We start from the raw sequence: 24,097 nt of genomic DNA on the forward strand, positions 1-24,097 counted from the left end.
ATGACCGCTTCTTCCGATCCGCTCGTTATCGCCGACCGCACCTTCACCTCGCGCCTGTTCCTAGGCACGGCGGGCTATCCCAACCAGAAGGTGTTCCTGGACGCGCTCGCCGCCTCGGGCTCCGAGATGGCCACCGCCTCCATCCGCCGCATGAGCCTGTCCGGCTATGAGGAAAGCCTCACCGACCTGCTCACCGGCCGCGTGCACATCCTGCCCAACACCGCCGGCTGCCAGACCGCCAAGGACGCGGTGCTCACCGCCGAGCTGGCGCGGGAAGCGCTGGAGACCCATTGGGTCAAGCTGGAGGTGATCGGCGACCGGGAACTGCTCTATCCCAATGTGGAGGAGCTGCTGAAAGCCACCGAGCAGCTGGTCCAGTCCGGCTTCGTGGTGCTGCCTTATTGCAATGACGACCCGGTCACCTGCCAGAAGCTGGCGGACTTGGGCGCCGCCACCGTCATGCCCTTGGGGTCCATGATCGGAACGGGGCTCGGCATTGCCAACCCGCATATGATAGAGCTCATCTGTGCCCGCTCGCCGGTTCCGGTGGTGCTGGATGCGGGCATCGGCACCGCCTCGGATGCCGCGCAGGCCATGGAGCTGGGCTGCTCCGCCGTGCTCCTGAACACGGCGGTGTCCAAGGCCCATGATCCCGTGCGCATGGCCGCTGCCTTCCGCCACGCGGTGGAGGGCGGGCGCCTCGCCCGGCTGTCCGGCCGCATCCCCAAGAAGACCCACGCGGAAGCTTCCAGCCCCGAATTCGGCTTGGTGGGCTCCTGATCCATGGCGCCTGCTCGCCTGCCCGATCCGCCGGTGCTGCTCATCACCGACCGGACCCAGGCGCGGGCGCCGCTGGGTGAGGTCGTGGCCGCCGCCTGCTCTGGTGGGGTGCGGTGGATCAGCCTGCGGGAAAAGGACTTGGCCGAGGCGGAGCAGAAGGCCCTGCTCGCCGCCCTGAAGCAGGCCGCCGCTCCCTTCGGCGCCCGCGTGCTGCTGCATGGTTCGGCTGAACTGGCCTTGGCGGCGGGTGCCGATGGCGTCCATCTGCCGGCGGACGGTGATGGACCTGCCGCTCGTGCTCTGTTGGGCGGCGAAGCGCTCATCGGCCAGTCCGTCCACAGCGCCGACGAGGCGTCGCGGGCGGTGCCTGGCGTGGTCGACTATGTGGTGGCGGGGCCGGCCTTCCTGACGCAGTCCAAGCCCGGCTATGGCCCGGCCCTGGAGGCGGCGGGCCTGGCCCGGCTGGTGGCGCTCTGCCCTGTGCCGCTTCTGGCGCTGGGCGGCATTGAGCCGTCCAATGTGGCCATGTGCCGCTCGGCGGGCATCGCCGGCATCGCGGTGATGGGCGGCATCATGCGTGCCGCGCGGCCGGACGAGGAGGCGCAAGCCCTCCTCGCCGCATGGGCGGGCGTCGCACCCGCCGGGTAGGACGTCTCAGCCCTTGGCCGCCAGCGCCTGCTCGCGAATGGCGGTCAGGGTGCGGGCGGGGGTGATGGCCTCGGGATCGAGCCGGCAATGCAGGATGGCCGGCAGGCCGCTCTCCTGGGCCCGCTTGAAGGCGGGGGCGAAGTCCTCGGTGCGCTCCACCAATTCGCCATGGCCCCCGAAGGCGCGGGCATAGGCCACGAAATCGGGATTGACGAGGCGAGTGGCCGAGACGCGGCCGGGATATTCCCGCTCCTGATGCATGCGGATGGTGCCGAACATGCCGTTGTCCAGCACCACCACGATGAGCGGGACGCCATATTGGACGGCGGTGGCGAATTCCTGGCCGTTCATCAGGAAGCAGCCGTCACCGGCAAAGGCCACCACGGTGCGGTCGGGGCAATGGCGCTTGGCCATCACCGCCGCCGGCACGCCATAGCCCATGGAGCCGGAGGTGGGCGCCAGCAGCGACGCGCCAGAGCGGAAGCGGAAGAAGCGGTGGATCCATGTGGCATAATTGCCCGCGCCGTTGCAGATGATGGCATCCGCCGGCAAGGTCTCCCGCAGCCACACCATGGCCTCGCCATATTGGAACGGGCCGGGCAAAGCGGGCGCCTTCTCGGTCCAGGCCAGATACTCGGCCCGGGCGACCTGGGTCTGCGGCTCCCACGGGCCGGGCAGAGCGGGGGCGAGGTGCTCCAGGGCGCGCACGAAGCTGGCCGGCGTCGCCTCAATGGCCAGTTCCGGCTGGTAGACGCGGCCCAGCTCCTCGGCACCGGGATGCACATGGACGAGCCGCTGGCCGGGCACGGGAATGTCGATGAGCGTGTAGGAGGAGGAGGGCATTTCCGACATGCGGGCGCCCACCAGCACCAGCAGGTCGGCGCTCTTGACCCGCTCGGCGAGCTTGGGGTTGGGCGAGATGCCCACATCGCCCACATAGCAGGGATGCTCGGCGGGGAAGAGGTCGGCGCGGCGGAAGGATGTGGTCACCGGCAGGCCACGGGCGGCCGCGAAAGCGGCGAACGCCGCCTTGGCCTCGCGCGTCCAGCGGGTGCCGCCGAGAATGAAGAGCGGACGCTCCGCATGGGCCAGCATCTGCTCGAAGCGGGCCATGTCGGCCGGCTCCGGGGCGGGGGCCGCCGGCTCCACATAAGGCGCGTCCACCACGGCCGCCATGTCCGTGAGCACGTCCTCCGGCAGGGCGATCACCACCGGGCCCGGGCGGCCCTGCATGGAGATGCGGAAGGCGCGGGCCACCAGCTCGGGAATGCGGGCGGCATCCTCGATTTCCACCACCCACTTGGCGATGGAGCCGAAGACGGCGCGATAGTCCAGCTCCTGGAACGCCTCGCGCTGCTTCATGCCGCGCTCCACCTGGCCCACGAACAGGATGAGGGGGGTGGAATCCTGGGCGGCGATGTGGAGGCCGGGGCTGGCATTGGTGGCGCCGGGACCGCGGGTGACGAAGCAGATGCCGGGCCGGCCGGTGAGCTTGCCATAGGCTTCCGCCATCATGGCCGCGCCGCCTTCATTGCGGCAGACCATGACATCGATGGACGCGTCGTGCAGCGCGTCCAGAACCGCCAGATAGCTTTCGCCGGGCACGCAAGTGATGCGCTCGACGCCCTGGGCGAGGAGCTGGTCGACGATCAATTGGCCGCCGGTGCGGGGGGCGGGCTGGGTGGTCATGGTCAACTCCCTGTTCGGCGCCGGGCGCCGCCTGGATCTTATGGCAAGGCCGGCCAAGGTGGCCGGCCGGGAACATCACGACTTGGAGGGCATGGCGAGGCGCGCGAGCACCTCCTGCGTATGGGCACCGAGGCGCGGGCTGGCGGCGGGAGCCACCATGCGCGTGCCGTCGAGGACGATGGGGCTCGCCACCGCCGGGACCGTGCCGCCGCCGGCCTCAGCCAGCGCCGCCTGGAGGCCGCGATGCATGACCTGGGGATCTTCGAAGACTTGGGCCACCGTGTTGATGGGGCCGCCGGGCACGCCCACCTTCTCCAGCTTCGCCAGGAGGTCGTCGCGGGCAAAGGTGGCGGTGAGGCGGGCGAGGTGGGCGGTGAGGTCCGCCCGGTTCGCCACGCGGTCGGCATTGGTGAGGTAGCGCGGGTCGATGGCCAGTTCCGGTGCGCCGAGGACGGTGCAGAAGCGGGCATATTGGCCGTCATTGCCCACGGCCACGATCAGGTGGCCGTCGGCGGCGGGGAAGACCTGATAGGGCACGATGTTGGGGTGGGCATTGCCCATGCGCCGCGGCGCCTTGCCGGAGGCGAGATAATTCATGGCCTGGTTGGCCAGCACGCTCACCTGGGTGTCCAGCAGCGCCATGTCCACATGGCCGCCGACGCCCGTGGCCTCGCGGCGGCGGAGGGCGGCGAGGATGCCGATGGTGGCATAAAGGCCGGTGAAGATGTCGGCGAAGGCGACGCCCACCTTCTGCGGCTCGCCGTCGGGCGCGCCGGTCAGGTCCATGATGCCGCCCATGCCCTGCACCAGGAAGTCATAGCCGGCGCGGGGTGCATAGGGGCCGTCCTGGCCGAAGCCGGTGATGGAGCAATAGACGAGGCGCGGATTGACTGCCTTCAGGCTCTCATAGTCGAGCCCATACTTCTTGAGGCCGCCCAGCTTGAAGTTCTCGATCACCACGTCCGAGCGGGCGGCAAGTGCGCGTATGGCGGCCTGGCCTTCGGGCGTATCGAAGTCGAGGGCCACCGACTTCTTGCCCCGGTTGGTGGCATGGAAATAGGCGGCGCCGATATCGGCGCCATCCGCGCCGGTCAGGAAGGGCGGGCCCCAGGTCCGGGTGTCATCGCCCGCGCCCGGCCGCTCCACCTTCACCACTTCGGCCCCAAGATCCGCCAGCGCCTGGCCCGCCCAGGGACCGGCGAGGATACGGGCAAGCTCCAGCACGCGGATGCCGGCGAGGGGGAGGGTCATGATCGGGTCTCGGTGAGGTCGGAACAGGCGGGAAGTTCCCTCCGGCACCGGTGCGCCGGAGGGAGAGGAGCTCAGAAGAAGGCCTGGATGCCAGTGATGGCGCGGCCGATGATGAGGGCGTGGATGTCGTGGGTGCCCTCATAGGTGTTGACGGTTTCCAGGTTCACCGCATGGCGGATCACGTGGAACTCGGCGGAGATGCCGTTGCCGCCGTGCATGTCGCGGGCGACGCGGGCGATGTCCAGCGCCTTCCCGCAATTGTTGCGCTTGATGTAGGAGATGGTCTCCGGCGAGAGGCGACCCTCGTCGAACAGGCGGCCGGCGCGCAGGCAGGCCTGGAGGCCGAAGGCGATGTCGGTGGACATGTCGGCGAGCTTCTTCTGCACCAGCTGGGTCGCGGCCAGCGGCTTGCCGAATTGCTTGCGATCCAGCGTGTACTGCCGGGCGGCGGCAAGGCAGGCCTCGGCCGCGCCCATGGCGCCCCAGCCGATGCCGTAGCGGGCGCGGTTGAGGCAGCCGAACGGACCCTTCAGGCCGGACACGTTGGGCAGCAGGTTCTCTTCCGGGATCTCGGCGCCCTCCAGCACGATCTCGCCGGTGACGGAGGCGCGCAGCGAGAGCTTCTTCTCGATCTTGGGGGTGGAGAAGCCCTTGGTCCCCCGCTCCACGATGAAGCCACGAATGGCATCCCCATGGGCGGCGGACTTGGCCCACACCACGGCGAGGTCGGCGATCGGGGAATTGGTGATCCACATCTTGCCGCCGGTGAGGCGGTAGCCGCCGTCGATCTTCTCGGCGCGGGTGCGCATGCCGGCGGGGTCGGAGCCGGCGTCCGGCTCGGTCAGGCCGAAGCAGCCCACCCATTCGCCGGTGGCGAGCTTGGGCAGGTACTTATTGCGCTGCGCCTCGTCGCCATAGGCATAGATGGGGTGCATGACGAGGGAGGACTGCACGCTCATGGCCGAGCGATAGCCGCTATCCACCCGCTCCACCTCGCGGGCGGCGAGGCCGTAGGAGACATAGCCGAGGCCGGCGCCGCCGTAGGCTTCCGGGATCGTGGGGCCGAGCAGGCCCAACTCGCCCATCTCGTTCATGATCTCCCGGTCGAAGCGCTCGTCCAGGAAGGCGGAGGTGACGCGGGGGAGCAGCTTCTCCTGGGCGTAGTCGCGCGCCGTATCGCGGACAAGCCGTTCTTCCTCGGTGAGCTGCCCGTTCAGGTCGAAGGGGTCGGCCCAATCGAAAGCGGCCTTGGTGGCGGTGTCGGCGGACATGGGGGTCTCCTCGGCTTCCCGGCCCTCCCGGCTGGGAGGCTTTACATTCCGACCAGTCGGAATATAATTCAAGGGCGTTGTCAAGACGGGTGGAGCAAACGTGGCGAAAAAGGCTGAGGCGCGGATCGAGGATGCGGCACGCGACGCGCTGCCGGCGCCCGCAGATGCCGGCCGCGCGGATCGGCGCCTGGGTCGCCCACCGCTGCTGACCGACCCACGCGCCGAGATCCTGCAGCAGGCGGCCCGTCTGTTCGCCGCGCAGGGCTATGCTGAGAGTTCGCTCGCCCAGGTGGCGGCGGCCATGAACTATTCCAAGGGCGCCATCTACAATTACTTCGCCTCCAAGCAGGAGATCTACGACGCCATCATCGTAGCGACTTTGAGGGGCCTTCACGAGGCGGGGCTCGCTGCCGCCGAGACCGAGGCGCCGCCGCCCGAGCGGCTGAAGGGCTTCATGGTAGCTCATGCCTGTTATCTGGCGGAAAACGCCGACGCCTTCCTGACCATGCTGGTGGGCTTCTCCGGCATGTCCGATGCCCAGCGCGCCGATGCCTTGCGACTGCGCGACGCCCATGAGGGCGTGCTGCGGGCCATCATCTCGGCGGGGGTGGCGGATGGCTCGTTCCGGGGCGTGGAGCCGGCCATCGTCGGACGCGCCGTGCTGTCCATGCTCAGCTGGATGGCCCGCTGGTTCCGCGCGGACGGCGAGAAGAGCGCGGAGGATGTGGCGCTCGATTATTACGACCTCATCGTGCGCGGCATGCGGCCCGCTGGCGCCTGACACCGGAGCGGGCGGGTCTCCAACTTTTCTCTTGAGGAACGCAAATTTCCCAAGCGTAATTGGTACCTCCGTCTGGGCGAGGTGCCACATGCCGTTTTGCCACCGCGTCGGTCCCAAGAGCTATGTCTTCGCCGACCTGAAGGACCTGATGGCCAAGGCCACGCCGCCGCGCTCCGGCGACATGCTGGCCGGCATCGCGGCGGCGAGCGCGGAAGAAAACGCCGCGGCGCGCATGTGCCTGGCCGAGGTGCCACTGAAGACCTTCCTGTCCGAGGCGCTAATCCCCTATGAGACCGATGAGGTCACCCGCCTGATTTTGGACGGCCATCACGCGGCAGCCTTCGCGCCCGTCTCGGGGATGACCGTCGGCGATTTTCGCGATTTCCTGCTGTCGGAGGCCGCCACGCCGTCCGCGCTGGCAGCGCTCGCGCCCGGGCTCACGCCGGAGATGGCGGCGGCGGTGTCGAAGCTCATGCGCAACCAGGACCTCATCCTGGTGGCCCGCAAGTGCAGGGTGGTCACGCGCTTCCGCAATACGATCGGCCTGCCCGGCACCATGGCGGTCCGGCTCCAGCCCAATCATCCCACCGACGACCTGGCGGGGGTCTCGGCCACCATTCTGGACGGCCTGCTCTATGGCGCGGGCGATGCGGTGATCGGAATCAACCCGGCGTCCGACAGCCTGCCGGTGATCGATAAACTGCTGCGGCTCATGGACCAGGTGATCACGCGCTTCGACATTCCAACCCAAAGCTGCGTCCTCACCCATGTAACCACCTCCATCGAGCTGATGAACCGGGGCGCCCCGGTGGACCTGGTGTTCCAGTCCATCGCCGGGACAGAGGCGGCGAACCGCTCGTTCGGGGTCGATCTGGCGGTGCTGAAGGAAGGCTATGAGGCGGCCAAATCCCTCAAGCGTGGCACGCTCGGCCAGAACGCCATGTATTTCGAGACCGGCCAGGGCTCGGCGCTTTCGGCCAATGCCCATCACGGGGTCGACCAGCAGACCTGCGAGGCGCGCGCCTATGCGGTGGCGCGGGTGTTCGAGCCGCTGCTGGTGAATACGGTGGTGGGCTTCATCGGCCCGGAATATCTTTATGACGGCAAGCAGATCATCCGCGCCGGGCTGGAGGATCATTTCTGCGGCAAGCTGCTCGGTGTGCCGCTCGGCTGCGATGTCTGCTACACCAACCATGCCGAGGCCGACCAGGACGACATGGATACGCTGCTCACGCTTCTGGCGGCGGCGGGCATCACATACATTATGGGCATTCCCGGCGCCGATGACGTGATGCTGAACTACCAATCCACCTCGTTCCACGACGCCCTCTATGTGCGCGAAGTGTTCGGGCTGAAACGGGCGCCGGAATTCGAGGTGTGGCTGGAGCGCATGGGCATTGCGGGAGCGGATGGGCGGCTCCTGCCGGCCAGCGGCTCTCATCCCCTCGTGGGCTTCGTGGCGGAGCGCGCGGCATGATCGACCGCGATCCCTGGCTCGCCTTCGCCCGTCACACGCCGGCTCGCATCGCGCTGGGGCGCACCGGCGCCAGCCTGCCCACGCAGGAGGTGCTGCGCTTCGCCCTTGCCCATGCTCAGGCGCGCGATGCAGTCCATACCCCCTTTGACGCTGGGAGTGTGGCGTCCGCCATCGAAGGCCTCGGACTTCCCGTCATCTCGGCCTCCAGTGCCGCGCCGGCCCGTGATGTCTATCTGCGGCGCCCGGACCTTGGCCGTCGCCTTTCCGATGAAAGCCGCGAATGCCTGGCTCAGGCCGGCGCGGCGGGGGCGCCGGTTGACCTGGTGCTGGTGGTGGCCGATGGCCTGTCCTCGGCTGCGGTACATGCGCAGGCGGTCCCGTTCCTGGCTGCCCTGAAGCCCTGGATCGCCGCCGAAGGCTGGCGTCTCGCGCCGGTGGTCGTGGCAAGCCAGGCGCGCGTGGCGCTGGGAGACGAGGTGGGCGCACTGCTGAAGGCGCGGGCCGTCGTGGTGCTGGTGGGGGAACGGCCGGGCCTGTCCTCGCCAGACAGCCTCGGCCTCTATCTGACCTTCGACCCGAAGCCCGGCCGCTCGGATGCGGAGCGCAACTGCATCTCAAACGTGCGCGCCGAAGGCCTGCCGCACGCTGCGGCGGCCTTCAAGCTGGCCTGGCTGATCAAGGAAGCCTTTCGCCGCGCCCTCACGGGCGTCGACCTGAAGGACGAGAGCGACCTGCTGCTCTCGGATGGCCGCCCGCCGGCCCGCCTGCCGGGCTGACGGGCGCGCCGGGCCTCAGACGGGCTCGACGGACACCACGCGGTAAGTGTGCATCTGCTCGTCCTCGCGGATGGACACATATTCGCCCACCGTGAAACGCTCGTCGCCGAAGCGGTAGCCCGCCTCGTCATCGTCGTCGCCCGACACGTCGTAGCGGAAGGCCCAGCTGCCGCCCGGCCGGCGCACCAGATGGCCAATCTCGTCCGCCTCGCTGGGGCGGAAGCGCACCACCCGGCAGGCGTCGCGATGCTTAGTCCAGAGCGCCGGCTCGATGCGGCCGCTTTCGTCCAGCGGGGCCACGAAGGAATAGCCGAAATCCCGCGCGCCCTGGGGATGGTCCTTCTCGCGGGCAAGCTCCAGGCGGATCTCGCGGAAGTCGTCGGGCAACTGGCTCATGGCGCTGTCTCTCCTCGGCTCTGGCCCAGTCGGGCTGCGGCTCCCCCCACGGGCGCGTCCTCGGGCGGGCGTGACATCGGTGTGCCGCGTTTGTGCTTCGCGCCATCCCGACCATGCCGCAGATGGACCTTAGGAGAAAGCGCGGCCTTGATCTGTCGCAATGACGAAATGGGGATGTGTTTATGATATGTTAAGATCTTAAGTCAGGGAGATCGACCATGAGTGACTCTCCGCTGTTCCAACCCTTCCCCGGTTGGGGGACGGGCAGCATGCCCCAGATGCCCTTCAAGTTGCCGGATGCCGCCGTCGGAGCCGCTTGGCCCATGACGCTCGCTCGGACCTATTGGGTGGACCTGCCCATGGCACTCACGTCCCATTGGCAGCGCTTCGTGGCCTCCCAGGTCCAGGAACAGGGGCGACTGTTCGCTGAACTGTCCAAGGTGGAAAATCCTGGTGTCGCCTTTTCCAAGGAGATGGCATTCCTCCAGCAGTCCACCCTCGCGGTGGGAGCCGAGATGATGGAACTGGTGGAACTCTGCCAGGAGAAGCTCCTCAACCCGGCCCATGCGGACACCGCCGCCGAGGCCCCGACCTTCCAGCAAGCCGCCTGACTCCTAGGCCAGCCGTTATGCGGGGGCGGCTGGCGGGGTGCGGTTGCGGACGGACAGGCTGGAGCCGATGGAGGCCGCCATGACGCAGGCGATGGCAATCCACTGGCTCACCGTCAGCCGCTCGCCCAGGATGAGGAAGCCCGACAGGGCCGCGCAGGCGGGTTCGCCGCTCATGAGGATCGAGAAGGTCTGCGCGGGCAGGCGCTTCAGCGCCAACATCTCCAGCGAATAGGGGATGGCGCTGGATAGAAGCGCGATGCCCACTGCGATGGGCAAAATGTGCGGCGTCAGCAGCGCCGCGCCGGACTGGGCGATGCCAACGGGTAGCACCACGCAGCATGCGATCACCATGCCGATGGCGGTCGCCGTGCCGGCGGGAACCACAGCGCTCGTGCGCTGGCCGAAGACGATATAGAGCCCCCAGCAGGCGCCCGCGAGGATGGCCAGCACGACGCCGAGGCCATCCAGCGGGCCGGCGCCCGAATGGATGGGCAGCAGAATGGCCACCCCAATGACGGCGAGCGCCACATAAAGCCAGTCCGACGGCCGGCGGGAATTGAGCACCGCCACCGTCAGCGGGCCGAGAAATTCCAGCGCCACGGCTATGCCGAGCGGAATGCGGGCGATGGACAGGTAATAAAAGAGGTTCATGAAGCCGAGCGTCGCCCCATAGAGCAGGAGCGGCCGCCAGGCCTTGCCTTGGGGCAAGGCGCGCCAGGGGCGGAAGACCGCGAGCAGGATGAGGCTGGCGAAAAAGATGCGCAGGGCCGAGGCGCCGGAGGCGCCCACCACGGGAAAGATGAGCTTGCCGAGGGCGGCGCCGACCTGCATGCAGCAGACGGCAACGAACACGGCCAGAAGCGCGAGCCAGACGCCGCGCTGGGTGGAGGCAAGCATAAGACGACTCAAGAAGGCGGGCGAAGCGGCCCGAAGGGAGGCCCGCGGAGAATGACGCGGCGCGCGCCGGACGCAAGCCCTCTGCGCGGCCGTGTCGCTGGAGAGGGGCGCGTGCGGGCGCGCTTTCAGGACGAGGGGGCGGCCAGCGCGTCCGCCAGTCGGCGGGCGGGCGCGGGCAGCAGGGCGAAATCCACGGCATAAAGGTTAAGCGCCCGGTGTGCCCAGGGGTCGGTGAGCGGGATGCTGGCAAGGCCGGTCTTGCCCAGCGCCTGGAAGGCTCCCCTCGCCATCACGCCGATGCCCATGCCGCACTCGATCATCCGGCACATGGCGGACAGGCTGTTCACCTCCACCCGCTGGCGCAACGCGCGACGCGCTTCCCGTGCCTCGCGATTGAGGCTGATCTGCACCGTGCTTGATCCCCGCATGCCCACCTGCTCGAAGTCGAGTGTCTCCGCAAAGGGGATTTCCGGTCGTTCGGCCAGGGGATGGTCGGGCCGGGTGACCAGCACCAGGTGCTCGGTGCGATAGGGGCGGGATTGAAGATGGACCGCGGCCTCGCTTTCTCCGCAGATGCCGAGGTCCGCTTCACCTGCCAGCACCGCCCGCGCCACGTCCTGGCTGCTGCTCTGATGGAGATCGATGCGGATCTCAGGGTGGTGCGCGGCGAAGGTGGCGAGGTCCGCGGGGAGGAACTGCTCCACCGCCGAGGCGCTCGCGGCCAGGCGCACCCGTCCGCGCACCCCTTGGGAGAATTCGTCCAGCGCGCTCCGCAGGCGCTCTACTTCGACCAATATGTCGAGGCCGTGTTCCATCACCTGCGCGCCCAACAAGGTGGGCCGGACACCCCGGGCATGGCGCACCAGAAGCGGACCACCCAGAAGGCGCTCCAGGTCCGCGATGCGCCGGCTGAGGGCGGAGGCTGCGATACGTCCCCGCTCAGCCGCGCGGGCAATGCTCCCGGTCTCACAGACGAGGACGAACAGGTCCAGTGTGCCGAGATCGATCTGCCGTAAAAATGTGCGAGATGCGGCTGGTGAGGGCATTTTGTGTGCAATCGATGTCCGGTGCGGCACGCTTGGGCGATGACCTCGCCCCTTCATTCCGAAGGCAAGGGACGGGCCGGCGCCACACCGCGCGCCACATGCCGCGCCTCATGGCATCGCCAATCGCGATGGCTCGCCGGAAGATTTTGAACTTCTCCCGCGTCTTGGGACGCTCCTAGGTTGCGGCCCCGCACCTGCCGTGGCCCATTTGTCCATGCCCGCACCGTCCATTTCCTGTCCCGCCGCCGCTCGCGTCGCCTCCATCCTGGTGGGGATCGGGGCGGTGCGCATCACCACGGCGCAGCCCTTCGTCTACACGTCCGGCTGGGCGAGTCCGGTCTATGTGGACACGCGGCTCCTGATGTCGGACGTGAGCCTTCGGACGGAGATCATGGATCTCGCCGCCACGGCCATGGCGCCGGTGGTGGAGGAACGCGGCATCAACGCCGTCGTGGGCGCGGAAAGCTCGGGCATCGCGTTTGCGGCTTGGCTGGCCGAGCGTCTCGCCTTGCCGCTGCTCTATCTGCGCAAGCGCCCCATGGGCTGGGGCCAGGCCGCGCGTCTGGAAGGCCGCCTGCCGCCAGCGGCGTGCCTCCTTTATGTGGACGATGTCACCACCGATGGCCGCTCCAAGCTCGCCGCCGCGAAGGCCCTGCGCCAGGGGGACGCGGCGGTGGACGATGTGCTGGTGATCCTCGACTACGCCATCTATCCCCGCACGGCCGGTCTGGCCGATGCCGCCGCGCCCCGCATCCATGCCTTGACCCATTGGCCGGACTTGCTGGCCGCCTTGCGCGCCGAGGGCGGGTTGAGCGCCGAGGCCGAGCGCACGCTGGCCGCCTTCGACGCCGACCCTGTGCGGTGGTCGCTGGAGAATGGCGGAGTGGGGGCGTGAGCGGGCGGGCGCAATTGGCGGCGGACCTCTTCGAGGAGATCCGCGCCCTCTCCGACGACGGCGTCGGCGTCACCCGCGAGGCCTACGGCGCGGGAGAGGAAGCCGCCATGCAGGCTGTGGAGCGCTGGGCCGCTGCGTTCGGCTTCACCGCTGCCCGCGACCGGTACCAGAATCTGTGGCTGCGCCTGCCCGAGGACAATCGGGCGGAGCCGCCCATCGTGATCGGCTCCCATCTGGATTCCGTGCCGCAAGGCGGGAATTTCGATGGGCTGGCCGGCGTCATCGCGGGCCTGCTCGTCCTGAAAGACCTCAAGGGGCGGGCGCGTCAGGTGCCGCCTGTCCGGGTGCTGGCGCTGCGGGGCGAGGAAAGTGCCTGGTACGGCAAGGCCTATACGGGCTCGCTCGCCCTGACCGGCCAGCTTCCCGCCAGCGCGCTGGCGCTGCGCCATCGCAGTGGAACCGGGACGCTGGGGGAGGCCATGGCCCGCAGCGGCGTGGATGTGGATGCGGTCGGGCGTGGCGAGGCGCTGGTGGGTCCCGCCGACATGGCCGCCTGGCTGGAACTCCATATCGAACAAGGACCGGTCATGATTGCCCGCCAGTGGCCGGCGGCGGTGGTCACCGGCATTCGCGGCAATATCCGCCATACCACCGTGACCTGCCAGGGCGAGGCGGGGCACTCTGGCGCCGTCCCCCGCTGGCTGCGCAAGGATGCGGTGCTGGCGGTGGCGGACCTGCTCTCTCGCCTGGATGAGCATTGGCGGGTCCTGCTCCAGATGGGCATGGACCTGGTGATGACCGTGGGCATCCTTGCCACGTCGCCAAAATCCCATGCGGTGTCGGTGATCCCGGGAGAGGCGCGCTTCAGCTTCGAGGTGCGCAGCCAGGACAAGGATACCCTTGAGCGCTTTTATGAACTGATGCTCCAGGAATGCCAGACGGTGGGGCAGGCGCGGGGCGTCTCCTTCTCCTTCGATGAACGCCTCATTTCCGCGCCGGCCACCATGGACCGCGGCTGGATCGAGCGCCTGGAGGCGGCCGGCCATGTCCTCGGACATCCGGTGGAGCGCATGCCCAGTGGGGCGGGTCATGATGCGGCGGTGTTTGCCAATGCCGGAATCCCTTCCGCGATGGTGTTCGTGCGCAATGCCAACGGATCGCACAATCCGAGCGAAGCCATGGAGATCAAGGACTTCCTGGCCGGGGTGGACCTGCTCTCTGCTGCCGTTACCTCAACACCGCCTGCCGCTTAGCTCTACCGGGGGTATCAGGCTTTTGTCGTCAGCTGCGCAAAACTGGCCCGCGGTTTGCTTTCCTTGAGCCAGCAACCAGGGGTTCCGAACCCATCACCGGTGCAGAAGGGGTCCAATCCGTCATGCTGTCCAAGCGCAGTTTCCTCGTCGCCCTCAGCCTGTCCCTCGCCACGTTCGCCGCCGGGGGCGCCATGGCGCAGAGCCAGCTGGACGACATCCTCAAGGCCAAGGTGCTGAAGATCGGCGTCCCCACCGACTACCCGCCCTATGGCTTCGTCGGTCCTGACCTTCAGCCCATGGGCCTCGACATCGATGTGGCAAAGCTGATCGCCGACAAGATGGGCGTGAAGGCGGAGCTGGTGCCGGTGGTCAGCGGAAACCGCATCCCCTACCTCCAGACCAAGAAGGTGGACCTCGTCGTCTCCACCCTCGGTCGCAATGAAGAGCGGATGAAGATCATCGACTTCTCGGTGGCCTATGCGCCCTTCTACCAGGGCGTGTTCGCCCTGAAGACCACCAATATCAAGAGCTTCGATGATCTCGCGGGCAAGACCGTGGCCGTGACACGCGGCGCCATGGAAGATGAGATGCTGGCCAAGGTGGCGCCGGCTTCCACCAATGTGAAGCGCTTCGAGGACCAGGCCGCCACCACCGCCGCCTTCGCCGCCGGCCAGACCGAGGTGATCGCCACCAGCGTCTCCAATATCGGCGTGCTCGCCCAGAAGAATCCCAGCCTTGGCGTCGAATACAAGCTGCTGCTGCGCGACAGCCCCTGCTTCGTGGGCATTGCCAAGGGCGAGGACGCCCTGCGGGCCAAGGTGAACGAGATCCTGCTGGCCGCCAAGGCAGACGGAACGCTGGAGAAGCTCTCCCAGAAGTGGCTGAAGCGCGGGACGGGGGACCTGCCGCTCTGAGCCAGCCCTGACGCTGGGCCGGGTCGGGGGATCCGACCCAGCGTGGGTGCGTCGCCTTTCCCCGAGAACGGGGCGGATGGCCGGCAGTGAGCCGAGCTAATCCGCGCGGCGCCTGACCTTCTTCCGCCTTCCGGATTCGCCCCATGCGCGTCGCACTCGATTTCTGGCCCCTTCTTGCCCAATGGCACTTGCTCCTGGTGGGCGCGGCCTGGACGCTGGGCCTGACCGCCATTGCCACCCTTCTTGGCTCGGCGATCGGCGTCGCCTGCGCCTGGGCGCGCGCCAAGGGGCCACGGCCGCTCGCGCTCGTCACCGCCGCCTATGTGGAGGTGATCCGCAACACGCCCTTCATCGTGCAGCTCTTTTTCATCTTCTTCGGCCTGCCGGCGGCGGGCGTGAAGCTGACCCCCCTCACAGCCTCCATCCTGGCCATGACCATCAATCTGGGGGCCTACGCCACCGAGATCATCCGCGCCGGAATCATCTCGACGCCGCGCGGCCAGATCGAAGCGGGGGAGAGCCTCGCGCTCAGCCGGGTGCAGGTCTTCACCCATGTCATCCTGCCGCCCGCCTTGAAGCGGGTGTGGCCGGCGCTGGTGAGCCAGATCATCATCGTCATGCTGGGTTCGGCGGTGTGCGGGCAGATCTCCATGGAAGAGCTGAGCCACGCGGCCAATCTTATCCAGAGCCGCAATTTCCGGGCCTTCGAGGCCTATATCGTGGCGACCGTGATCTATCTCGGCCTCGCCATTGCCGTGCGCCGCCTGCTCAACTGGGTGGGCCCGCGTTTCGTGTTCGGACGCTAGGAGGCGCGGATGGTTGACTTCACCTTCTGGGACATCCTGCGCAACCTGCTGCTCGCGGCCCGCTGGACCGTGATCCTCTCCCTCATCGCCTTCGTGGGCGGGGGCGTGGTGGGCCTCGCCCTGCTGGTCATGCGCCTGACCAAGAACAAGGTCGCCGACAAGGTGATCGGTGGCTATGTGCAGCTCTTCCAGGGCACGCCGCTGCTGATGCAGCTCTTCCTGCTCTATTTTGGCATTGCGCTGTTCGGCATCGATACCTCGCCCTGGGTCGCGGCGGCCCTGGCGCTGACCCTCTATACATCGGCCTATCTCACCGAGATCTGGCGCGGCTGCGTGGAGGCCATCCCCAAGGGTCAGTGGGAGGCGTCCTCTTCGCTTGCCTTGTCGTTCGGCCAGCAGCTCAGCCACATCATTCTGCCCCAGGCGCTCAAGATCGCCGTGCCGCCCACGGTGGGCTTCCTGGTGCAGGTCATCAAGGGGACGGCACTGGCCTCGGTCATCGGGTTCGTGGAACTGACCAAGGCCGGCGGGATGATCGCGAACGTCACCTACCAGCCCTTGCTGGTCTATGGCTGCGTTGCGGCGATCTACTTCATCCTGTGCTTCCCCATCAGCCTTTATGCCGGTTCGCTCGAAAGGAAACTCCATGTCGGCCGCCACTGAGCCGTCGCAGGCGGGCTCCGTGCTCGTCGCCCCGCACACCGAGGTGGGTGCGCCCATCGTGCGCATCACGGCGCTGCGCAAGTCCTATGGCGACCACGAGGTGCTGAAGGGCATCGACCTCGACGTGAAACGCGGCGAGGTGGTGGCCATCATCGGCAAGTCCGGCTCGGGCAAGAGCACGCTCCTGCGCTGCATCAACGGCCTGGAGGTGTTCCAGGAGGGCTCGCTGATCGTGGATGGCAAGCCCCTGCTGCACGACAGCGCGCTCGCCATGCGCGACCTGCGCCAGCGGGTGGGCATGATCTTCCAGAGCTTCAACCTGTTTCCCCACCTGTCCGTGGGGCGCAACGTCATGCTGGCGCCCCGGCTGGTGAAGAAGCGCAAGGGCGAGGAGAACGAGGCGCGGGCCCGGCAGTTGCTCGCCCGCGTCGGCCTGGCCGAGAAGTTCGACGCCATGCCCGAGCAGCTGTCCGGTGGCCAGCAGCAGCGCGTCGCCATCGCTCGGGCGCTGGCCATGGATCCGGCGGTCATGCTCTGCGACGAGATCACCAGCGCGCTTGATCCGGAACTGGTGGGCGAGGTGCTGCGGGTGGTGGAAAGCCTGGCAGACGAGGGCATGACGCTGCTCATGGTCACCCATGAGATGAATTTCGCCCGCAAGGTGGCGGACCGCGTCATCTTCATGCACCAGGGCCGCGTCCACGAGGCCGGGCCCCCGGCGGAGCTGTTCGGCGCGCCCCAAACGGCGGAACTCAAGCAGTTCCTCTCGTCCATCCACGATTGAGGCGCGGGCTTTCGCACCACAGAAGAACGTCAGACAGCCCGGAGAACGCCACCCGCGAGGTGCGTCCGGGCCGTCATGTCTTTAAGTGGAGGCTTGCGCCTGAAAGGGTTGTCCTCAGCGAGTGCCCTTCAGGTATTCCTTGCCGTCGGCGCCCATGGCCCAATAGTTGGTCCGGCCATCCGCCAGCCGCTCGGGCCGGTTAGAGCCGCTGACGTCTGTGATTGATCCCTCTTGGTTCTTTTCCCAGCCATTATACCAGGGTCGCCCACTTGCGCCGACAGTCCATTTCCCGCCGGCTGCCACAACGGTGCCTCCGCTGACGGGAATGAGTTCGTCGTCGGACAGCATCTGGTTCTCATTGGGCTCATTGGACATGGTCATCTCTCCTTTCTCTCGCAAGATGCTCCTGCAGACAGGGCTTTGATGCCGCGCATCGCGCCACCCTCAGCTCCGTGGGAGTCTGCTCTCGTACGTTTTTAACCGGGAGAAGTGATCGGTGGATCTGCGAGTTGATTTAAATTTCTGCCCCCGCTTTCGGATCGCACCTCAATTCAACCCGGTACGCCGAACAATATGCCAAATGTTCATTATGTTGGTGTGATAAAATTGTGAAAATTGATGTCTAAAGGGAGGAGTTTTTGAAAGAATGCGTAGCAATTATATTTAATCGGGTGATATAAACATTCTTAATGGCTCATCGGATGCTTTAGATTTCCAAGCTAGTGCCCAAGCCCTTCCTGGAACCGTATGCTCTCAAATGGTATCGCTGGGCGATCTGAGGTGACGGCAGCTCTCTTTGATTGTGTCCTAGGAAATGTGCCGCCGCGCCAGGTCCGTGAACAGTCCGTCCCGCTCCATGAGTTCCTCATAGGTACCTTCCTCCACCACCCGTCCGGCCTCCAGCACATAGATGCGGTCGGCGGCCATGATGGTGGACAGGCGGTGGGCCACCACAATGCGGGTCGCTTTCAGCTCCGACAGGCGGTCGGTGACGATCTGCTGGCTGCGATTGTCGAGGGCGCTGGTTGCCTCGTCGAACAGGAGCAGGTTCGGCCGGCGCACCACCGCCCGCGCGATCAGGAGGCGCTGACGTTGCCCGCCCGAGAGCAGCGCCCCGTTCTCGCCCGCAAAGGTGTGCATGCGCATGGGCATCTGGAGGATGTCCTCGTCGAGGCCCGCCAGATGGGCGGCGGCCCAGGCGTCGGCTTCCGTAAGCGGGGCTCCGCCCAGGATGTTGTCGAGGATGGAGCCGGTTGCGGCATGGCCATTCTGCAGCACCACGCCCATCTGCCGGCGCACCGCCCGCATGTCGATGGAGGCGGCATCCTGATGATCGAAGAAGATGGCGCCGCTGGCCGGCTTGTCGAAACCCAGCAGCAGGCGCAGCACCGAGGACTTGCCGGCGCCCGAGGGACCCACAAGGGCGATGAACTCGCCGGGGCGGGCGCGCAGGCTCACCCCGTCCAGCACCAACGGCCCATCCGCGTCGTAGCGGAAAGTCACGTTGTGGAACTCCACGTCGCCGCGCAGCACGCCGAACCCCGCGGGCCGGCCACCATCCTCCGGCGTGGTGCGCAGGAGCGGGGCCGCTCGCTCATAAAGGGTGCCAAGGGTCAGCAGGGCCGGCACCACGCCGGTCAGCGACAAGGCCGCCGAGAGGAATTGCCCGAAGGCCGCGTTGAAGGCGACGAACTGTGCGATGCCGATATTCACCAGACCGAAGCCCACGGCACCGATCAGCACGCCCGTTGAAAGGACGCCCAGCACCGCTCCCACCGTCTCAACAGCCACGGAGAGCCGGCGTTTGCGGAAGTCGAGGCCGCGACGCTCCAGGAACAGGCTCGCCCACCGGCCGAAGGCGCGGGATTCCGCGCCCGCCACGCGAAGCTTGCCGATGGCGGTGAGGATCTGAAGGGACAGCGCCTGCAGCCGGCCGTCGGTCGCCAGCGCCTGACGGTTCATGGAGATCATCACGATGCTGGACCCAACGGTCACCGCCACCTGAAGCGCCACCAGGACCGCCGCGATGGCCGCCAGCTTCCAGCTGTAATAGATGAGAAGGCAGAGGCTGGTCACCGAGAACACCGAGGACAACAGGGTGTTGAGCACCGTGCCGCCGATGGTGTCCCGCATTTGGTTGATTGCGGCCGCCCGCAGGGCCAGGTCGCCGGCGGTGTAGCCGCGGAAGAAGGTGGCGGGCAGGCGCAGGAGGCGGTCCCAGATCGCCCCCTCCAGGTCCACATTCACCAGCGTGGTCATGCGCAGCAGCAGGAAGCCCCGCACCAGCTCGAAGACGGTCATGCCCACGCCGAGCGCGGCAAGGCCGCCGACCAATTGCAGCAATTGGGGGACGGAACTTGAGGGGATCACCGTGTCGAACAGGATCTCGGTGCCGATGGGGGTGACCAGTCCCAGAAGCCCGGCAAGAAGCGCGACCATCAGCACGGGGATGGCCAGAGGACCCGCCAGGGGCAGGGCGAAGCGCAGCATGGCCTTGCCGTCTACCGGGCCGTCGGGAAGCGGGCGCTGGATGGCGTAGGCGATCTCGGACAAATGCTCGCCGCGTCCCAGCCAGGGCTGGCCATCCGCCTCGCGAATATCATAGCCGCTGCGCCAGCCGGAGCGGGCCAGGGCGGCCAGCGGGCGCAAGCCGTCGCGGGTGAACAGGATCAGGCTCTGGCCGCCGCGTTGCCAGCCCTGGGTCAGCCGCAGGGGACGCACCCGCAGCCGGGTCGCCAGGGCAAGGGCGGCCAGCCGGTCCTCGGGCGCGGTGGCCTCCACCGCCAGGGCGGAGGACAGGGCGTCTGCGGACACCTCGACGGCATTGGCTTGCGCCACCTGGAGGAACGCTTCCGTCAGCGCGTCTCCCTCGATCTCGGTGGCAGGGCGGCTTGTCCCGTCAAGTCCAGCGAACGGGCGCGTGGCGGCAGCACGATCCCGCGCCGGAGCGGTGCGCACCCTGTCCGCGGCGCGCCCGGCCTCCGCGGCCAGGCTGGCCGCCATGGCGCCCGCCACCCGCTCCAGATAGGCGCGGACGGCTTTCGGCAGGCGTCGCTCTCGCGCCAGCGTCGCGCTGTCCCGGCAAATCACGTCAGCGGGATCTTCCACCGCATGGGCGGAGCCCGGAGAGGCGGCAGACAGCGGCACGGGCGGCGCGCCGGCCTCAAGGGGATGGTCCGGATCAAGGTCGGGCGAGAGGCGCCCCTGCAGGATCTCGATCCAGAGCAGCCCCCGATGGGGACGCACGGCCATCTCCGCCGGCAAGGATTCGGTCTCGACAGCGATGCCGGTGACCCGTCCGGCCTCCGGATGCGCAAAGGCGCGCGCCATGCGCTCGACAAACGATTCCAGGCGGGTGATGGCGTCCGGATCGCCCGCCTCCAGGCGTGCGCAGAAGGCGTCCATCTCCATGGGCCGCACGGCTGTTTCCGGTGCCAAGGCGAAGCCGGCGAGGGTGACGTCGGGATGTGGCGGCAGGGCGAACAGGATCTCTCCTGCCGGAAAGGTCTCCGCCAGCCGTCGGCTGCCGGCCCGGCCGGGTGCTGAGATATAGAGCCCGAGCGTGCCCTCGGTCACTTCATAGGCGATCGTCCCGAGCGGCAGCGGATCATCGCCAAGGCGCACGGCGCCGGTGGCCTGGGAGGGGGAGGAAAGATCAGCCGGCACGGATCAGCTCCGCATAGGCGCCATCGGCCGCCCACAACTGGGCATGGGTGCCGCGCTCGATGACCTGTCCCTGGTCGAGGACCAGGATCTCGTCGCAGTCCCGGATGGCGCTCAGGCGGTGGGTGACCAGGATGAGCGAGCAACCGCGTCGGCGCAGGTTTTCCAGGATTCTGGCCTCGGTGCCGGCATCCAGCGCCGAGGTGGCCTCGTCGAAGACGAGGAGGCTGGGCTGGCGGGTGAGCGCGCGGGCGATCTCCAGGCGCTGGGCCTGGCCGCCGGACCAGTTGGATGCGCCCTCGCGAACCGGCGCGTCATAGCTGCCCGGTCGGGTGGCGATGACGTCGTGGATCTCTGCATCCTTGGCGGCGCGCACCATATCGGCCTCCGGGACAGTGGGGTCCCACAAGGTGAGGTTCTGGCGGACCGTGCCATCCATGAGGACGATGTTCTGGTCGACGAACCCCAGGGAGAAGGACAGCACTGCCGGATCGATGCGGCGCATGTCCGTTCCGTCGAAGCGAACGTCGCCGCCCCAGGGCTCGGCAAGGCCCACGATCATGCGCGCAAGGGTCGACTTGCCGCTGCCCGAGCGCCCGACCAGTGCCACCCGTCCGCCGGGCGGGATGGCGAGGTTGAAGTCGCGCACCAAGGGCGGGGTCAGCGGATTGTAGCCGAAGGAGAGGTCCTTCAGCTCCACGGCGCCCGAGAGGCGCCCCTGCGGCAGCTCCCGCGCGAAGGCGGCCGGGGGCGTGGTCCAACGCTCGTCCAAGGGGTAGCGCATCACGTCATTGATGCGCTCCAGATTGCCACGCAGCTCGCGCCGGGAAGAGGCGAGCCGCACCAGAGCGGAGACGTGGCCAGAAAAGATGGACAGGATGGTCTGGAAGGCGGCGAGGGTGCCCACCGTGATGATGCCGTCCATCACCTCCAGGCCGCCGACACCCAGGATCAGCGCCAGCGTCACGGCCCCAAGGATTCCAGGCACCATGCCCAGCACGAGGCTCGGCACCTGCATGGCCTGCACCGCATTGAGGAGGCGCGTCTGGTGGCTGGCCCAGCGGGCAAAGAAGTCGTCCTCCGAGGCATTGGCCTTGAGCGTCTCAATGGATTGGATGCCGTTCACCACCACGGAGGACAGGGCCGCATCCTCCCGCAGCAGGCCGCGTACGGCATTCTCCTGCCAGCGGGCGACCATATGCGCGAACACCGCGTTCAGCGCCGAGACGGCGATGCCGATGGTGGCCAGGAGCGGATCATAGAGCGTCATCAGCCAGGCATAGAAGATGGCCGCGAGTCCCGAGACGAACAGGGTGGAAACCTGGCCGGAAATAAGGGTGCAGATCTGCTCGGCGGAATGCAGCCGCGCCGCGACGTCACCTGTGTAACGCTGGGCAAAGAAGCGGGGTGGCAGGCGCAGGATGTGCCATGTGAGGTCGGAACCCACGACCGTGCCGAGCTTCCATTGCAGACGGGCAAGGAAATAGCCTTCCAGCCAGCTCAGAATGGCCCGCAGCACTGCGGCGAAGGCGAGGCCCAGCAGCAGGGGACGCAGCCAGTCCTTCAGATTGTTGAGCAGGATTTCGTCGACGAAGATCTTGGTGGCGGCCGGCACGAAGATGCCCGGCAGCAAAGCCGCGATGCCGGCAATGGCCAGGAAGGCGATGGCGCCCTTGGAATCCGACAGGAGATCGAGCACCGGACCCCACACGCGGGGCTTTTCGCCCCCCGGCTTGAAGTCGGGCCCCGGCTCCATCACCAGCGCGACACCCGTGAAACCGGCGTTGAACTCGTCATGGGAAACGGTGCGCGGGCCGCTGGCGGGGTCGTTCAGATAGACCTTGTTGCGGCCGATGCCTTCCAGCACGACGAAATGGTTGAATTCCCAGAACAGGATGATGGGGAGCGTCTTGCCTTGGAGGCCCGCGGGCTCCAGCCGCCAGCCCTGGGCCACCAGGCCATGTGCACGGGCGGCCTGCAGGAGGCTCTTGGCATTGCTGCCGTTGCGCGAGACGCCACAGGCGACGCGCATGTCCTCCAGCGGCACCCAGCGCCCGTAATAGGCGAGCACCATGGCAAGGCAGGCCGCTCCGCACTCGACCGCCTCCATCTGGAGAACGGTGGGGACCGACACCCGACGAGTCGGCTTGAAGCGCGTCTCGCTCATAGCCCGAGCCAGTGGCGGATGGCAGGGATCACAAGGGCGATGGGCCGCCCCGTGCGCACGGTGACCTGCCCATCCAGCAGCGTGCCGGAGGTGAGTTCCACCTCCTGGCCGCGCGAGGAGGTCCAGTCATAGCTGTCCGGCCCCTCGTCGCCCTTGTCGAGGAGGATCTCCACCTGGAGCGGTGGGCCCGCCTTGGTAAACTGGCGGGCCAGGTCGCGATTGCTCAGGCGCTCGGCGAGCGCCGTCTCCGTCTCCGGCACGGGATCCACTTTCACCACCCGGCCGAGAAGGGTGCCGAACTCTTCCTTCTTGGCGATGGTGGGAGAAAGCTGCACCTCCATGCCGGGCCGCACCTGTTTGCCTTGTTCGGCGGGCACATAGAGCAGCGCTTCCAGGCGCTTGTTCCCCGTCTCGATGACCAGGATGCGCTGGCCGGCCGAGACTAAGGCGTGGCTTGTCACCTCGTCGAGGACCACTGTGCCGGTGACGCGGGAATAGATGGAGGTGGCGAGGTCCTGGGAGAGGGTCACCTGAGTGAGCTGGCCTTCGCTGTCGCGGATCTGGCGGTCGATGGCGTCCAGCTCCTGGGCATGCTGGGAGCGCAGGGTGATCATCTGGGCATCGATGGTGAGGATGTCGGCGCGGGCCCGCGAGATGGCTTCGCGCGCGGCGAACAGCCGCTCGCGCACCTCCAGCACCCGGTCGCTGGTCATGAGGCCCTTGGATTGCAGGCCCTCGCGCGCATCCAGCATGGCCTGGAGCTCTTTCACGCGCGCCTCGCCCAGGCTGATGGCCTCGTTCAGCGCGTCGCGTCGGCGGGATGCGGCACGCTCCTCATTGGCGATGCGCTCGAAGAAGCGGGTGATGATCTCGTCGCGCTGACGCTTCAGCTGCACCAGCCTGCTGTCCGCGTCCGCGAGACGCTCCTGGCCTTCGGGAGAGGAAAGGCGTGCGATGAGCTGGCCCTGCTTCACGGCGTCGCCACGGTCGGAATAGCTCTCGAGCCATCCGGACTTGGGCGCATAGACTTGGACGAAGGAGCCGTTTTCGGGGACGAGCAGGCCGATCCCGCTCACAGTGACCCGATAGGTGCCGAAAATGGACCACAAGGTGCAGCCGGCAATGAGTGCGAGGGTGGTGCCCAGGGCAACCCAGCCCAGCGGGGAGACCACGCGCAGGTTCTGACCGAGTCCGCTGGCGCCGGACAGGCTTTCCAATGCTTCTCGCCTGAATAGGTCCGACACGTCCGTCTCTCCCGGCAGCGCCACCGCAGCGGTGCCGGTTTAGCGCGAAAGGCAGAGGGTGGGAACCTGAAGAATACGTAACTTT

At 67.6% G+C, this 24,097-nt stretch carries 22 protein-coding genes; 12 read left to right on the forward strand and 10 right to left on the reverse strand.

Translation table 11 applies throughout. The annotated features are described in order from the left end of the window. Together PV781_RS11660 and PV781_RS11665 are read left to right on the forward strand one after the other, a co-directional pair. Positions 1 to 780 (forward strand): thiazole synthase, encoded by a 780-nt coding sequence (locus PV781_RS11660; RefSeq protein ID WP_274775801.1) that lies wholly within the window; start codon positions 1 to 3, stop codon positions 778 to 780. A gap of 3 nt (positions 781 to 783) precedes the next feature. Then, positions 784 to 1,428, forward strand: coding sequence for a thiamine phosphate synthase (locus PV781_RS11665; RefSeq protein WP_274775802.1), 645 nt, complete (start codon positions 784 to 786; stop codon positions 1,426 to 1,428). A 6-nt stretch (positions 1,429 to 1,434) separates the two neighbouring features. Here the strand turns inward: PV781_RS11665 and PV781_RS11670 are convergent, their stop codons facing one another. The 3 genes from PV781_RS11670 to PV781_RS11680 form a co-directional block, all read right to left on the reverse strand. After that, complete coding sequence (locus PV781_RS11670) at positions 1,435 to 3,117, reverse strand: thiamine pyrophosphate-binding protein (protein WP_274775803.1); 1,683 nt, start codon at positions 3,115 to 3,117, stop codon at positions 1,435 to 1,437. A 75-nt stretch (positions 3,118 to 3,192) separates the two neighbouring features. Continuing rightward, positions 3,193 to 4,368: a CaiB/BaiF CoA transferase family protein gene (locus PV781_RS11675; RefSeq protein WP_274775804.1), complete on the reverse strand. Its 1,176-nt coding sequence runs from the start codon at positions 4,366 to 4,368 to the stop codon at positions 3,193 to 3,195. 71 nt (positions 4,369 to 4,439) lie between these two features. After that, complete coding sequence (locus tag PV781_RS11680) at positions 4,440 to 5,639, reverse strand: acyl-CoA dehydrogenase (RefSeq protein WP_274775805.1); 1,200 nt, start codon at positions 5,637 to 5,639, stop codon at positions 4,440 to 4,442. Positions 5,640 to 5,739: 100 nt separating this feature from the next. Here PV781_RS11680 and PV781_RS11685 point away from each other — a divergent pair, with 100 nt between their 5' ends. The 3 genes from PV781_RS11685 to eutC all read left to right on the forward strand — a co-directional run bounded on the left by PV781_RS11685 (position 5,740) and on the right by eutC (position 8,673). Beyond that, positions 5,740 to 6,420, forward strand: a complete 681-nt coding sequence (locus PV781_RS11685) for a TetR/AcrR family transcriptional regulator (RefSeq protein ID WP_274775806.1) — start codon at positions 5,740 to 5,742, stop codon at positions 6,418 to 6,420. 88 nt (positions 6,421 to 6,508) lie between these two features. Next, positions 6,509 to 7,897, forward strand: a complete 1,389-nt coding sequence (locus PV781_RS11690) for an ethanolamine ammonia-lyase subunit EutB (RefSeq protein ID WP_274775807.1) — start codon at positions 6,509 to 6,511, stop codon at positions 7,895 to 7,897. After that, positions 7,894 to 8,673, forward strand: coding sequence for an ethanolamine ammonia-lyase subunit EutC (eutC, locus tag PV781_RS11695; protein ID WP_274775808.1), 780 nt, complete (start codon positions 7,894 to 7,896; stop codon positions 8,671 to 8,673). Before PV781_RS11690 ends, eutC begins: the two co-directional genes overlap by 4 nt. A 15-nt stretch (positions 8,674 to 8,688) precedes the next feature. On the opposite strand, the gene PV781_RS11700 is transcribed toward eutC, so the two are convergent. Further along, positions 8,689 to 9,069, reverse strand: coding sequence for a hypothetical protein (locus PV781_RS11700; RefSeq protein WP_274775809.1), 381 nt, complete (start codon positions 9,067 to 9,069; stop codon positions 8,689 to 8,691). A gap of 218 nt (positions 9,070 to 9,287) precedes the next feature. Between PV781_RS11700 and PV781_RS11705 the strand changes: the two genes are divergently transcribed. Next, on the forward strand, positions 9,288 to 9,680 hold the full coding sequence (locus tag PV781_RS11705; protein WP_274775810.1) for a hypothetical protein: 393 nt from the start codon (positions 9,288 to 9,290) through the stop codon (positions 9,678 to 9,680). Between the two features lie 15 nt (positions 9,681 to 9,695). Here PV781_RS11705 and PV781_RS11710 read toward each other — a convergent pair whose 3' ends face one another. Then, positions 9,696 to 10,577, reverse strand: coding sequence for an EamA family transporter (locus tag PV781_RS11710; protein ID WP_274775811.1), 882 nt, complete (start codon positions 10,575 to 10,577; stop codon positions 9,696 to 9,698). A gap of 125 nt (positions 10,578 to 10,702) precedes the next feature. Next, entirely contained in the window at positions 10,703 to 11,623 is a 921-nt protein-coding gene (locus tag PV781_RS11715) for a LysR substrate-binding domain-containing protein (protein WP_274775812.1), read from the reverse strand. A 214-nt stretch (positions 11,624 to 11,837) separates the two neighbouring features. Here PV781_RS11715 and PV781_RS11720 point away from each other — a divergent pair, with 214 nt between their 5' ends. From PV781_RS11720 to PV781_RS11745, 6 genes are all read left to right on the forward strand, one after another. Further along, positions 11,838 to 12,518, forward strand: a complete 681-nt coding sequence (locus tag PV781_RS11720; RefSeq protein ID WP_274775813.1) for an orotate phosphoribosyltransferase — start codon at positions 11,838 to 11,840, stop codon at positions 12,516 to 12,518. Next, positions 12,515 to 13,771 carry a hydantoinase/carbamoylase family amidase gene (locus PV781_RS11725; protein ID WP_274775814.1) on the forward strand — a complete coding sequence of 419 codons (1,257 nt, stop codon included), beginning with the start codon at positions 12,515 to 12,517 and terminating at the stop codon, positions 13,769 to 13,771. Before PV781_RS11720 ends, PV781_RS11725 begins: the two co-directional genes overlap by 4 nt. Before the next feature lie 122 nt (positions 13,772 to 13,893). After that, positions 13,894 to 14,685: a transporter substrate-binding domain-containing protein gene (locus PV781_RS11730; protein ID WP_274775815.1), complete on the forward strand. Its 792-nt coding sequence runs from the start codon at positions 13,894 to 13,896 to the stop codon at positions 14,683 to 14,685. A gap of 143 nt (positions 14,686 to 14,828) precedes the next feature. Then, complete coding sequence (locus PV781_RS11735; RefSeq protein WP_274775816.1) at positions 14,829 to 15,491, forward strand: amino acid ABC transporter permease; 663 nt, start codon at positions 14,829 to 14,831, stop codon at positions 15,489 to 15,491. 9 nt (positions 15,492 to 15,500) lie between these two features. Continuing rightward, a complete protein-coding gene (locus tag PV781_RS11740; RefSeq protein ID WP_274775817.1) occupies positions 15,501 to 16,154 on the forward strand; it encodes an amino acid ABC transporter permease in 654 nt (217 codons plus the stop codon). Further along, positions 16,138 to 16,938 (forward strand): amino acid ABC transporter ATP-binding protein, encoded by an 801-nt coding sequence (locus tag PV781_RS11745; protein WP_274775818.1) that lies wholly within the window; start codon positions 16,138 to 16,140, stop codon positions 16,936 to 16,938. Before PV781_RS11740 ends, PV781_RS11745 begins: the two co-directional genes overlap by 17 nt. A 114-nt stretch (positions 16,939 to 17,052) precedes the next feature. Here PV781_RS11745 and PV781_RS11750 read toward each other — a convergent pair whose 3' ends face one another. The 4 genes from PV781_RS11750 to PV781_RS11765 all read right to left on the reverse strand — a co-directional run bounded on the left by PV781_RS11750 (position 17,053) and on the right by PV781_RS11765 (position 24,012). After that, positions 17,053 to 17,313: a hypothetical protein gene (locus tag PV781_RS11750; RefSeq protein WP_274775819.1), complete on the reverse strand. Its 261-nt coding sequence runs from the start codon at positions 17,311 to 17,313 to the stop codon at positions 17,053 to 17,055. Positions 17,314 to 17,745: 432 nt separating this feature from the next. Then, positions 17,746 to 20,604 (reverse strand): NHLP bacteriocin export ABC transporter permease/ATPase subunit, encoded by a 2,859-nt coding sequence (locus PV781_RS11755; RefSeq protein ID WP_274775820.1) that lies wholly within the window; start codon positions 20,602 to 20,604, stop codon positions 17,746 to 17,748. After that, the gene (locus tag PV781_RS11760; protein WP_274775821.1) at positions 20,594 to 22,768 is read right to left on the reverse strand and encodes an NHLP family bacteriocin export ABC transporter peptidase/permease/ATPase subunit; all 2,175 of its coding nucleotides are present in this window, start codon (positions 22,766 to 22,768) and stop codon (positions 20,594 to 20,596) included. The genes PV781_RS11755 and PV781_RS11760 overlap by 11 nt, the downstream gene beginning before the upstream one ends. Then, positions 22,765 to 24,012 carry an NHLP bacteriocin system secretion protein gene (locus tag PV781_RS11765; protein WP_274775822.1) on the reverse strand — a complete coding sequence of 416 codons (1,248 nt, stop codon included), beginning with the start codon at positions 24,010 to 24,012 and terminating at the stop codon, positions 22,765 to 22,767. Before PV781_RS11765 ends, PV781_RS11760 begins: the two co-directional genes overlap by 4 nt. Positions 24,013 to 24,097: the final 85 nt, after the last annotated feature.

Source organism: Aquabacter sediminis (genome assembly GCF_028863665.1).
Classification (GTDB): domain Bacteria; phylum Pseudomonadota; class Alphaproteobacteria; order Rhizobiales; family Xanthobacteraceae; genus L1I39.